The sequence below is a fragment of the Myxococcus llanfairpwllgwyngyllgogerychwyrndrobwllllantysiliogogogochensis genome, assembly GCF_006636215.1.
GTDB lineage: Bacteria > Myxococcota > Myxococcia > Myxococcales > Myxococcaceae > Myxococcus > Myxococcus llanfairpwllgwyngyllgogerychwyrndrobwllllantysiliogogogochensis.
The window spans coordinates 23,072-35,017 of the sequence record NZ_VIFM01000047.1; the positions used below are offsets into that span (position 1 = coordinate 23,072).

The 11,946-nt window shown below is 66.9% G+C and carries 8 protein-coding genes; 5 read left to right on the forward strand and 3 right to left on the reverse strand.

Annotated elements, in window-relative coordinates:
• Position 1: 1 nt before the first annotated feature.
• Positions 2-1,024, reverse strand: a complete 1,023-nt coding sequence (locus tag FJV41_RS14415; protein WP_141643048.1) for an AraC family transcriptional regulator — start codon at positions 1,022-1,024, stop codon at positions 2-4.
• Positions 1,025-1,331: 307 nt separating this feature from the next.
• Between FJV41_RS14415 and FJV41_RS14420 the strand changes: the two genes are divergently transcribed.
• From FJV41_RS14420 to FJV41_RS14435, 4 genes are all read left to right on the forward strand, one after another.
• Positions 1,332-4,133, forward strand: a complete 2,802-nt coding sequence (locus tag FJV41_RS14420; protein ID WP_141643049.1) for a hypothetical protein — start codon at positions 1,332-1,334, stop codon at positions 4,131-4,133.
• Between the two features lie 208 nt (positions 4,134-4,341).
• The gene (locus FJV41_RS53655) at positions 4,342-5,943 is read left to right on the forward strand and encodes a putative metal-binding motif-containing protein (protein ID WP_246137206.1); all 1,602 of its coding nucleotides are present in this window, start codon (positions 4,342-4,344) and stop codon (positions 5,941-5,943) included.
• 142 nt (positions 5,944-6,085) lie between these two features.
• On the forward strand, positions 6,086-7,606 hold the full coding sequence (locus FJV41_RS14430) for a putative metal-binding motif-containing protein (RefSeq protein ID WP_141643050.1): 1,521 nt from the start codon (positions 6,086-6,088) through the stop codon (positions 7,604-7,606).
• 148 nt (positions 7,607-7,754) lie between these two features.
• Entirely contained in the window at positions 7,755-9,239 is a 1,485-nt protein-coding gene (locus FJV41_RS14435; RefSeq protein ID WP_141643051.1) for a putative metal-binding motif-containing protein, read from the forward strand.
• A gap of 28 nt (positions 9,240-9,267) precedes the next feature.
• Here the strand turns inward: FJV41_RS14435 and FJV41_RS14440 are convergent, their stop codons facing one another.
• Complete coding sequence (locus FJV41_RS14440; RefSeq protein WP_141643052.1) at positions 9,268-10,065, reverse strand: ABC transporter ATP-binding protein; 798 nt, start codon at positions 10,063-10,065, stop codon at positions 9,268-9,270.
• Between the two features lie 310 nt (positions 10,066-10,375).
• Between FJV41_RS14440 and FJV41_RS14445 the strand changes: the two genes are divergently transcribed.
• The gene (locus tag FJV41_RS14445) at positions 10,376-11,143 is read left to right on the forward strand and encodes a polysaccharide lyase family 20 protein (protein ID WP_141643053.1); all 768 of its coding nucleotides are present in this window, start codon (positions 10,376-10,378) and stop codon (positions 11,141-11,143) included.
• A 164-nt stretch (positions 11,144-11,307) separates the two neighbouring features.
• Here FJV41_RS14445 and FJV41_RS14450 read toward each other — a convergent pair whose 3' ends face one another.
• A complete protein-coding gene (locus FJV41_RS14450) occupies positions 11,308-11,895 on the reverse strand; it encodes a GAF domain-containing protein (RefSeq protein ID WP_141643054.1) in 588 nt (195 codons plus the stop codon).
• Positions 11,896-11,946: the final 51 nt, after the last annotated feature.

An 11,946-nucleotide genomic window follows, 5' to 3' on the forward strand; every position in this document is an offset into this window, starting at 1 on the left:
CTCACGAACCCGAGCGCGCCCGAGCAGGCATCCCGAACCGGCTCGGAGGTTGTCCCGTCCACCGCCGGAACGCGCGGGTGAACGTACTCACATCCGAGAAGCCCAACAGATACGCAATCTCACTCACCGAACGCCCCGGCTCGGAGAGATACGACAGGGCCAGCGTCCGGCGAGTCTCCGCGAGCAGCTCGCGAAACCCCGAGCCCGAGTCCACCAGTCGCCGCTGAAGACTGCGCGCGCTCATATGCAGCCGCTCCGCCACCTTCTCTTGCGACGGCTCTCCCTGGGGCAACAACTCCAGCAGCACCGCGCGCACCCGAGCCACCACGTCCTGCCCCGCCTGCCGGGCCAGGTGCCGGGTGATGAGCTCATCATTGATGCGCGCCAGCTCCGGGTTCGCTCCCGGCAACGTCACCTCGAACGGTGGCCGCTCGTACACCAGCACGTCCGCGTTCGCTCCAAACGTCACCTTGCAGCGGAACAGCTTCGCGTAGGGCGTCAGGTCCGAGGGCTCCGGACGGCGCAGCAGCACCTCGCGCGGTGACAGCTCCTTGCCGTACACCACCCGGCAGAAGCGCACGAGCAGGTACGCCACCGCGTCGGTCTCCTCCTCGCACAGATGCGGCCCCTCGCCCCCGTCGTAGAGGATCACCTGATAGCAGTCCCCGTCCCGGGTGAAGGCTGGCCGGAGCGCGTCGGAGACCAGCGCCACCGCGTGCACCAGTCGCTCGAAGGCCTCGCGCAGCGTGCTGGAGGCATTGAGCCGGTAGCCCACCGCATGGAACGTGGTGGGGCTCACCTGCCGCGCCATCGCCAGTCCAATGGCCGGCTCTCCCGAGCGCTCCACCGCCAGCCGCCACAGTCGAGTCATCCCTGCCTGCGGATAGCGCGCGTTGGCGTCTCCCAGCAGCCCCGGGTTCAGTCCCGCCTGCACGAACAGCGCATGCGAGTCCACGCCACGCAGCTCCAGCGTGCGGTGGAGCGCCAGCGCCCAGCTCGTCAACATGGTCGCCGGAGAGCTCATGTTGTCGCCTTTGGTCAAAGGAATTGGCGGAACGGAGCAAGCACCCAAGGCGCCTCCCCCAGTACCTTGTCTTCCTGGGAATCCTGCCATGTCGGAGGTGAGGATGCTTGCCCTCGCATCGTGTGCCCTCCTCGTGACGCGTCGCATTATGTCTGTCTGTAGACCGCCTCAAGCGTAGCGGTTCAAAGGCTCCACGCTTTTCCACCCCGCTCACATTCTGGCTTCACCCGCCGTCGGCAGATGCCCCGCCGCGCCTTGGTCGGCGTGTGCGTCGTCCCCTCGTCATACCCAGAGGTCTGGCCTCCCCATGACTCCCCCGAGACTCAGAAGCATCCAGAAGTCCTTGCTGGCGGCGCTGTCGCTGCTCGCCGTCATGTCGCCGGCCTTCACCCCGGCGCACGCGGCGGCTCCGTCCTTCATCGCCTTCGAGAGTGGCCATGTGCGTCCGCTCGCGCTGTCACCGGATGGCACGCGGCTGTTCGCGGTGAACACGCCGGACAACAGCCTGTCCATCTTCACGGTGGGGGCCTCCGGGCTCGCGCTGCAGGCGAAGGTTCCCGTGGGACTGGAGCCCGTGGCGGTGGCGCCGCGAGGCAACAGCGAGGTCTGGGTGGTCAACCACCTGTCGGACAGTGTCAGCGTCGTGTCTCTCTCGGGGACACCGCGCGTGGTGCGCACGCTGCTGGTGGGTGACGAGCCGCGGGATATCGTCTTCGCGGGCACGGGGGGCCGGGCGTTCATCACCACGGCGCACCGTGGACAGCACCGCACGCACGCCTCGATTGCGGGTGTGCCGGGTGCGGGAGATCCACAGCTCACCACGCCGGGCGTGGGGCGCGCGGACGTCTGGGTCTTCGACCCGGCGAACCTGGGCACGACGTTGGGTGGCACGCCGGTGCGCATCCTCAACCTGTTTGGTGACACGCCTCGCGCGCTGACGGTGAGCCCGGATGGGCAGACGGTGTACGCGGCCGTGTTCAAGTCTGGAAACCAGACGACCTCCATCATGGAGGAGGCGGTGTGTGAGGGCTTCAATCCCTATCTGCCCTGTCTGGTGAATGGCTCCATCTACCCTGGCGGCAGCCCGGGCCCGGCCACCAACCACCAGGGCGTGCCCGCGCCCGAGGTGGCGCTCATCGTGAAGTACAACAACCAGTCCAGCCAGTGGCAGGACGAGCTGGGGCGCAACTGGAACAACGCGGTGCGCTTCCGGTTGCCGGACCAGGACGTCTTCGCGCTCGACGCGAACACGCTGGGCCAGAAGGCGGCCTATCCGCACGTGGGCACCACGCTGTTCAACATGGTGACCAACCCGGTGACGGGCACGGTGTACGTGTCCAACACGGAGGCCTTCAACCACGTCCGTTTCGAGGGCCCCGGCAACTACGGCGGCACCACGGTGCAGGGCCACCTGGCGGAGACGCGCATCACCGCCATCCTCGGGGGCAGCGTGTTGCCCCGGCGCCTGAACAAGCACCTGGACTATTCGAAGCTGGCGAACGAGCCCGGGTTCGACCCGGCGGCGAAGGCGCACAGCCTCTCCATGCCGTTGGACATGGTGGTGAGCCGCGATGGCCGGAAGCTCTACGTGGCCGCATACAGCTCCAGCAAGGTGGGCGTGTTCGACACGCAGGCCCTGGAGGCGGACAGCTTCAACCCGACGTTGAACAGCGCGGCGTACATCCCGGTCAGCGGTGGTGGGCCCAGCGGCCTGATTCTGGATGAGGAGCGCAACCGGCTCTATGTGATGACCCGCTTCGACAACGCGGTGAAGGTCGTCGACCTGGCCACGCGCGCGGAGCTGGGCAAGCAGGTGCTGGCCAACCCGGAGCCCGCGGCGGTGGTGCAGGGGCGGCCGGTGCTCTACGACGCCACGACGCTCTCCGCCAACGGCGAGGCCTCGTGTGCGAGCTGCCACATCTTCGGCGACATGGACGACCTCGCCTGGGATTTGGGCAACCCGGATGAGGACGTGGTGGAGAACACGATTCCGGGGCGCCTGCTGGGGGCGGCGGAGCTCTTGAAGCCGCACATCAACGGCTCGGGCAACGTGGAGGACTTCCACCCGATGAAGGGCCCCATGACGACGCAGACCCTGCGCGGCATGGTCAACTCCGGTGCCATGCACTGGCGAGGGGACCGCTCCAACGGCTTCTTCGGCGTGGGGCAGCTGGACCCGAACCTCTCGTTCATGAACTTCATCGTCGCGTTCGAGGGGCTGCTGGGCCGGGCGAGCATGCCCACGGTGGCGGAGATGCAGCGCTTCACCGACTTCCAGTTGCAAGTGCAGTTGCCGCCGAACCCGGTGCGCAACCTGGACAACTCATTGACGGCGGCGCAGCAGCGGGGCCTGAACTTCTACTCGGGCTCGCGTCGCGCGGACGGCATTCCGTTTGGAGAGGGGTTGGGCTTCACGTGTGAGGGGTGTCACCGCATCGACGCGTCCCAGGGGTTCTTTGGGACGGATGGTCGGGTGAGCTTCGAGAACATCCCGCAGATTGTGAAGATTCCGCACCTGCGGAACATGTATCAGAAGGTCGGCATGTTCGGGAATCCGACGACGCCCTTCTTCCTGGCGCGGGACAGTGGTTGGACGGGGGACCAGGTGCGAGGCTTTGGCTTCGTGCATGACGGCGCGGTGGACACCGCGGCGCGGTTCCTGTCGGCCATCGTGTTCATCCCGAGCATCGGAGTGGGCTTCCCGTTGAACAACCCGGATGCGACGCGGCGGGATGTGGAGCAGTTGTTGCTCGCGTTCGACACGGACCTGGCGCCGATTGTCGGTCAGCAGGTGACGTTGACGAACACGAACTCCGCGAGCGTGGGTCCGCGCATCGACCTGCTGTTGCAGCGCGCGCGCACGCCGTTCACCTCGAAGGTCCTGGGGGGAGCGGTGACGGAGTGCGACCTGGTGGCCAAGGTGGCGCTGGGAGGGCGCGTGAAGGGCTTCCTCTTCAGTCCGGCCGCGAATGCCTTCACTCCGGATGACGGGACGGCGGCGAACGTGACGGACGCGACGCTGCGCAACTACGCGAAGACGGCGGGCCAGGAGGTGACCTACACCTGCGTGCCGCCGGGCTCGGGTCCGCGCATCGGCCTCAATCGCTAGCAGCCCGTGAGGCACACCCCGCGAGGAGGCTGCCGGGCTCCTCGCGGGGCTTCAAGGACGGACGCGCTGTGCGGAAGGCCGCGCACAGGACGTGGATGGGAAGGAAGGCTGACGGCGCCTCGCAAAAAGATTGCGTGGGTAAAGTATTTCGCATGGCGCGTGTCTGGGTCTTGGGACGCCAGGAGTTGGCTGTGCCATCCTGTGCGGCATGCAAGCAAAGCATGTTCATGCGGGGATGGGGCTCCTGCTGCTGGTGATGGCGGCGGCGTGTGGCTCCTCGAGCTCGAAGGATGAGGGGAAGCGGGACACTGGGCCGGGCGTGGTGGAGGACGGAGGGGGAGATGGTGGCCACCGCGAGGATGGAGGAGAGCCCTTCACCGACGGTGGACTGGATGGTGGCACGGGGGGGGATGGTGGCACTCCCGAGCCGGACGCTGGCACCCCCGAGTCGGATGGCGGCGTGGAGCCGCTGGCGTGTGAGAAGACGCGCGGCGTCTGCGCGGGGGCCAGGCGGGCGTGGGTGGACGGCGCCTATGAGGCGGTGTGTACCGGGCGCTCGTACGGCGCGGACTACGAAGATGTGTCCGAGACGCGCTGCGATGGACTCGACAACGATTGCGATGGTGTGACGGACCCTCCGAGCTGGTCGCGCGTCACGAGTCTGGAGACGGCGTTCGGGCGCGTCTCCAGTCTGAAGACGGACAGTGGCGTGTTCGTGAGCATTGGTGACAGCAACAGGGTCCTCATCCTGCGGTTGAACTCGGAGCTGGCCATCCAGGGGACGGCGAGCGTGTCGATGCCGTGGATTCGGACGGAAGCCCCTGAAGGGAGTCTCCAGAACGCGCAGCTCGTGCGCACGCAGACGGGCTTGGCGCTGCACTACGCCACCGTGGCGCGCAATGGGTCGGCACCGCTCCGGGCTTACCTTGTTCCACTCGACGCCCGGGGCGCGCCGACACCGCTGCCCGAGGGCGGGTTGGTAGAGTACCCACTGCTCGACAGGGAGTTCGACAGTGGGAGCACTCGTGCGGCGACGTCCGTCGCGGATGGCCGGGTGGTGGTCATCTGGCGCGCGGGTTCCGCGCAGTCCCCGCCGATACAGGTGATGGGGACGGTGACGGATGCGCAGGGGCAGGTGCTCACGGCGCCCAAGGCGCTCTTCACGAGCGTGGGGGACGTCACGCAGAAGCTGGCGAATGTCCTGTGGCTGCGCAATGGGGAGATTCTGGTCGCCATGAGTGATGAGAAGTCGGGGCTCGCGGGCGACACGGTGCGCCTGCGTCGCTTCGATGCCAACCTGGACCCGGTGGGCGACGAGCGCTCCTTTGAGACCTCCTATGAGGCGATGCCCTTGCTGGTGGACCTGGGCTCGACGCGCGGTGGGCCCCTGGCGTCGCCCGTGCTCGTCCTGCGAGTGGGGCCGGGGCGCGTGATTCAGGTGGTCCAGAACCTCTTCGGTGGAGGGGTACCGGAGACGTGGGCGGAAGCCCATTCCCCGGCAGAGGTGCTCTGGTACGGCGCCCTCGCGGACGAAGGAGTGCTCCGCCTGGGATGGATTGCTGCGTTCAAGGACCATCAGGCGCCGCCGCCGGAGGGTGTTGACTATCTCGGGTGGAATGGGCGGCTATGGACCTTGGACGAGGGGCAGGCCGCGGTGGACCGGTCTCCGGGCTCCGAATACCTGCCACTGCATCGGTATGCGCAGTGGGTCCTGATGGAGAAGCTCGCGCCCCGCCGCGTGGGAGCCATGTACATGACGACCACGCTGGACGGCAGCTACCTGGACTCGGTGCGCTACTGCACGCCGTGAACCTCACGGGCTCTATCTGGGTTTGTTGAAGGGGCCGTGAGTTCATTCCCCGCGAGGCAGGTTCGCTCGCTCCTCGCGGGGATTCTGGTGAGAAACATTTGTTAGGGGCTGTGGACGGCGATTCCGTGCCACGGTATGAGACATGACAGCAAAGTGGCTTTCGGCGGGAGTGGGACTCCTGCTGGTGGTGGCGTCGGGGTGTGAGTCCTCGGGCGCAAAGGACGCGCCGGTGCCGGACTCGGGGACGGTGGAGGACGGGGGGCCGGGTGGTGAGGATGCTGGCTCGGACGCAGGCGTGGACCCGCTGGCCTGTGAGAAGCAACAGGGCGTCTGCGCGGGAGCCAGGCGCGCGTGGGTGGACGGCGCCTATGAGCAGGAGTGTACCGGGCGCTCGTACGGCACCGACTTCGAAGCCGCCGAGACGCGCTGCGATGGGCTCGACAATGACTGTGATGGCGTGACGGACCCCGAGGTCCGGTCTCGCGTCACGAGCCTGGAGGCGGGGTTGTTCGCGGGGTACGCGTCGAGCCTCCAGACAGAGCATGGCGTTTTCATGGCCGTGGGCAGCCCCGATGATGTCCGCATCCTGCGGCTGGATTCGAAGCTGGTCCTCCAGGCCACGACCCGCGTGCCGATGCCGTGGGTGCGGACGGGAGGAACCCCTGAGGCGCTCCAGCGCACCCAACTCGTGCGCACCGCGAATGGACTCGCGCTGTACTACTCCACCGTGGCGCGCGATGCGGGGGCACCGCTCCGTGCCTATCTCGTTCCACTCGATGACCTGGGTGCGCCGATACCTCTGCCCGAGGGTGGACTGGTGGAGTACCCGCTCCTCGACAGGCCGCTCGACCAGGAGTCCACGCGTGTGGCGACTTCTCCCTCGGGTGACCGGCTGGTGATTCTCTGGCGCTCGGGTTCCGCGCAGTCCCCGCCGATGGAGGTGATGGGGACGGTGACAGATATCGAAGGGCAGGTGCTCACCGCGCCCAAGGTGCTCTTCAAGAACGTGGTGAACATCAGCCCACGCCTCGGGAGTGTCATCTGGCTGCGCAATGGAGAGGTGCTCGCCGCCATGGTGGATGTGCGGCACGGGAATCTGGGGGAGGCCGTGCGACTGCGCCGCTTCGACGCGAACCTGGACCCGATTGGTGAGGAGCGGTCGTTTGAAACGTCTGCGCATTTCCCGGCGACTCCCTTGCTGGTGGACCTGGGGGCCGCTCGGGGCGGACCCCTGGAGTCGCCCGTCCTGGTGATGCGCATGGCTGGCGCACCCGATTGGATTCGCAGGATTCAGGTGGTCCAGAACCTCTTCCACGGAGGAAGCCCGGAGGACTGGGTTGCTACTCCTACGCCCCATGTCGCCTGGTTCGGTGCGTTCGCGGATGAAGGGGTGCTGCGACTGGCGTGGCTCTCGTATTTCAAGGACTTCAGTGCGCCGTCGCCCGGGGGGAACATCAACCTCGGGTGGAGTGGGCGCCTGGGGACGCTGGACGAGGGGCACGCCCAGGTGGAGCGGTTCGCGGAGTCCGAACCCCTGCCGCTGCACGGCTATTCGCAGTGGGTCCTGATGGAGAAGCTCGAGCCCCGGCGCATGGGGGCCCTGTACATGACGGCAACCACGGACGGTGTCTCGCTGGATGCCGTGCGCTACTGCACGCCGTGAAGCGGACGAGCCCGGACCCTGTCTGGGTTCACCGCACCGTCAGTGAGATTGTTCCTCGTGAGGAGTCTGTCGCGCTCCTTTCGATGATGCTTGTCGGGACTCAACTGTTGTTGGCCGCGGAGGGATGCTCCGTGCCACTGTATGAGTCATGACAGCAAAGTGGCTTCAGGCGGGAGTGGGGCTCCTGCTGGTGGTGGTGGCGTCGGGGTGCGAGTCCTCGGGCGCGAAGGACGAGCCGGTGCCGGACTCAGGGACGGTGGAGGATGGAGGAGCGGAGCCGAGCGCTTGTGAGAAGCAACAGGGCGTCTGCGCGGGGGCGACTCGGGCGTGGGTGGATGGGGCCTACGAACCGGAGTGTACGGCGCGCTCGTACGGTGCGGACTACGAAGCGGCGGAGACGCGCTGCGACGGGCTCGACAATGACTGTGATGGAGTGACGGACCCTCCGAGCTGGTCTCGCGTGACACGCCTCACTCAGCCGCTGAACGGGGCCACTGTCGCGAGCCTCCGAACGGACAGCGGAGTCCTCGTGGCGGTGACCGAGTCGCTCGATGAGGTTCGTATCCTGCGGTTGGATTCGAAGCTGGTGCTTCAGGGGTCCTCAACGGTCCCGAGTCCATGGGCTCGCACGGGCGAGCCGCCGGGAGCCTCCTACAACCTTCGACTCGTAGACACGAAGGATGGGCCCGCGCTGTATTACGCCACGGGGTCGAGGACCTCAGGCCCACCGCTTCGGGCATACCTCGTGCCGCTCGACAGCTCGGGCGCGCCGCAATCGCAGCCCGAGGGCGGCGCGGTGGACTCCCTGGTCTTGGACAGGCCGCTCGATTCCGGGAGCGCCCGGATGGCCATGTCGCAGGACGGGGAGCGGCTGATGGTGGTCTGGCGCTCGAGTCCTGGGCCCGACCTGCCAGCTCAATTGCTGGGAACAGTGACGGATGTGCACGGACAGGTGCTCACGGCTCCCAAGGCACTCTTCACGCTCCCCGCGGATTCCAATTCACATGCCGAGAGCATTCTCTGGCTGCGCAATGGTGACGTGGTGGTGGTCACGACAGAGCAGTTGCCGCCGGCCATGGGCGATACCGTGCGACTGCGGCGCTTCGATTCGAACCTGGAGCTCCTCGGAGACGAGCGCACCTTCACGACCAACAACGGGTCGATGCCCGGGTTGGTGGACCTGGGCGCCACACGCGGTGGCCCCCTGGAGTCACCCGTGCTGGTCCTGCGAAATCGCAATCCACCGGACTGGCGCCACGAGATTCAGGTCGTGCGAAATCTGTTCGGAGGCGGAGTTCCAGAGTTCCTCGCGGAGGCCGCTATCGCGCCGGAGATCGCCTATTTCAATGCCTTCGTGGACGAGGGTGCATTGCGGCTGGCCTGGCTTGCCGTGTCCAAGGACACCTCGTTGCCCTCGGATGGCTCCATGCTCGGAACCCAGGGGCGGCTGTGGACGCAAGACGAGGGACACGCGCCCGCGGACAGGAGTCCTGGTCCCGAGCGGTTGCCACTGCACGCCTATGCGCAGTGGGTCCTGATGGAGAAGCTGGGGCCCCGTCGCATGGGCGCGCTCTACATGACGTCCACGCAGGAAGGCAGCTCGCTGGATGCCGTGCGCTACTGCACGCCCTGATTCGCGACGCGCGCCGTCCGAGGGGGCTTCAGCCCTCGGCGGCGCGGACGCGCTGGGAGCGGCGTCGGAGGTAGTTGTTGAGGAACGCCTTCACGGCGGGGTGTTGGGATTCGCGGAAGGAGTCGGGCGGGCCGTACTCGACGACGCGGCCCTCGTGCATCAGCGCCAGGTGGTCCGCCATGCCGAAGGCAGAGGCCACGTCCGGCGTAATCACCAGCGAGGTGGCGCCGAGCTGCTGCTTGCCGGTGAAGATGATTTCGTTGACGGAGGCCGTGGTGAGCGGGTCCAGACCGGCCGTGGGGTCGTCGTAGAGGAGGATTTTCGGCTGGAGGATGGCGGCGCGCGCGAAGCCCACGCGCTTCTGCATGCCGCCGGAGAGCTCGCCCGGAAAGCGCGTCGTGGCGTGGGACAGCCCCACCATGGCGAGCGTCTTGTCCACCGTCTGGCGAATCTCGTCCTCGGACATCTCCGTGCGCTCACGCAGCGGAAAGGCCACGTTGTCGTAGACGTTGAACGAGTCGAACAGGGCATTGGCCTGGAAGAGGACGCCCTGCTGGCGGCGCAGTTGGTTCAGCGCCTTCTCGTCCAGCTCGGCCACTTCCTCGCCGTTGACCTTCACCGAGCCCCGGTCCGGCTTCATCAGCCCCATCAGGTGCTTCATCAGCACGGACTTGCCGGAGCCGGACACGCCCATCAGCACGCAGGTGGTGCCCTCGGGCACGACGAGATTCGCCCCGCGCAGCGCCGCGTTGTCACCGAAGGACTTATGGAGGTCCTTCACCTCGATGGCCAGCTTCGCCGCCACCTGACTGCCCGATTCGCTCATCGCTCCTCACCATAGTGCGGGCCCCGCCGCTCCGCCCCTCCCAAGACGCGAACCCGCGGCATCCCACCACCGAGCGGCAACTCGCCCCCTCGCTCGGCACATCGCCACCTGGCCCCCACGTCCCTCGACGAAACCACCAGTCGGCCTGGATAAATGCCGCCACCCGGTGGGGCCCGCGCCGCGCTCCTGCGCCCGAGCGCTCGAAAGGAAACGTCCCCTTCACCTCGGCATGCACTGACTTGTTTTCCTGGTTAAGAGGACTTCGGGGCCAGGCCGTGGGCGGGCCCCGAACCCCTCACCCCCGAGCACAATGAAAACCAAGAGACTGGGTGTTGTTGCCGGTGCCACGTTGTTGGCGTTTGGGCTGGTCGCCGAGGCGGCGTCCCTCTTCCGCAACACGGGCACGTTGTCTGGCTGGAACTCCATCAGCCGGGAGCACCGAGGTTCGGTGAACGAGGTGACGAACGTCACCTACGAGGGGCCGACGGGCCTCAAGATGACGCAGATCTACGATGCGGCCTACGGCGGCCGGTACCACTCGGAGGTGATGCGAAGCAACGTGTACCGCCGAGGGGACACGGGCTTCTACGGCTTCGCGTTCCGGCTGCAGGCGGATTGGCAGTTCCAGCCGCAGTCGTACAACATCGCGCAGTTCATCGCGGACTTCTCCGACACGGGCTGCGACGACTACATGCCGTCGAGCATGGTGTGGATTTCGGGCAACCAGCTCTTCACGCGGGTGAAGCAGGGCACCATCTGCAATCAGAAGACGGTGACGTTCGGCAATCTGGCCACGGTGACGGCGGGGGAGTGGCACAAGATTGTGATTCAGGCGAAGTGGGCCACGGATGGGACAGGCTTCTACAAGCTGTGGTTCGACGGGACGAAGGTCCTGGAGCAGTACAACCTGAACACGACGATAGCGGATGACCGCTACTTCCAGTTCCGGGTCGGGCTGTATGCCAATGGCTGGTACGACAACGGGTACATGCAAGGCAGCCAGGGGACACGGAGCATCTGGTTCGACGAGATTGGCGTGGGGACCACCTTCGCCGACGCCGACCCCGCGCAGTGGTAGAGAGGCAGTGCGCTCAGCGGGCCTGACTCGAGCAGGCCCGCTGCGAGGTGGGCCCTCCAGACATGTCCCTGTCGAAGGAAGACCTGAAGGAGGCTCAGCGCCTGGCGCGTCTTCCCATCGCCCGGGAAGACGCGTGAGCCCGCGGCTTCCCGGGCGTCTCCACCTCAGGACGTCGTGCTCGCGCAGCGCTCGATGATGGCGCGAAGCTGTGTCTGCACGCCGCTGAGCGCGCTGCGCAGCCGCGCATGTCGCAGCGAGCCGGCCAGCGCATTGGACAGGGCCTGAAGCACCGCGCTCTCGGCCGTGGGCCACGCGCGCTCCGTCCGGCAGTCGTCGAAGCCCACGAAGCCCCACCACTCGCCGCCCAGCGTGATGGGACACACCAGCAGCGAGCGGATGTCCTGGCTCTCCAGCAACTCACGCGCGGGGGACGCGAAGTCGCGGGGATGGCCCTTCACCACCTGTCCCGAGGACAGCGGCGGCACCCAGGATGGAAGCACCTCGTCATACGGCACGTTCTGGAGCTCGGGGTTGTCGAGCTGCGCGGAGGTCGAGGCCGCGGTCCACTCGTATCGCTGACTGCACAAGAGCTTCCCATCGGCGGCCTTGCTGTTCTCGAAGATATAGACACGGTCGACGTCGAGCGCGACACCCACTTGTCCAAGCGCCTCCGAGACGTTCTGGGGCTCGAAGCCCTTGTCCAACAGCAACTGCGACACATTCATGATGGCGGCGTACGCCTTCGAGGCCATGAGGGGGAACTCCAGGTGGGGGACGGGCCTGTCGCGCCGGGGGGAGCGCGA

What these genes read in the sequence shown, in the direction of transcription:
- FJV41_RS14415 (WP_141643048.1), bottom strand. Translation starts at nt 1,024, where the DNA reads ATGAGCTCTCCGGCGACCATGTTGACGAGCTGGGCGCTGGCGCTCCAC.
- FJV41_RS14420 (WP_141643049.1), top strand. Translation starts at nt 1,332, where the DNA reads ATGACTCCCCCGAGACTCAGAAGCATCCAGAAGTCCTTGCTGGCGGCG.
- FJV41_RS53655 (WP_246137206.1), top strand. Translation starts at nt 4,342, where the DNA reads ATGCAAGCAAAGCATGTTCATGCGGGGATGGGGCTCCTGCTGCTGGTG.
- FJV41_RS14430 (WP_141643050.1), top strand. Translation starts at nt 6,086, where the DNA reads ATGACAGCAAAGTGGCTTTCGGCGGGAGTGGGACTCCTGCTGGTGGTG.
- FJV41_RS14435 (WP_141643051.1), top strand. Translation starts at nt 7,755, where the DNA reads ATGACAGCAAAGTGGCTTCAGGCGGGAGTGGGGCTCCTGCTGGTGGTG.
- FJV41_RS14440 (WP_141643052.1), bottom strand. Translation starts at nt 10,065, where the DNA reads ATGAGCGAATCGGGCAGTCAGGTGGCGGCGAAGCTGGCCATCGAGGTG.
- FJV41_RS14445 (WP_141643053.1), top strand. Translation starts at nt 10,376, where the DNA reads ATGAAAACCAAGAGACTGGGTGTTGTTGCCGGTGCCACGTTGTTGGCG.
- FJV41_RS14450 (WP_141643054.1), bottom strand. Translation starts at nt 11,895, where the DNA reads ATGGCCTCGAAGGCGTACGCCGCCATCATGAATGTGTCGCAGTTGCTG.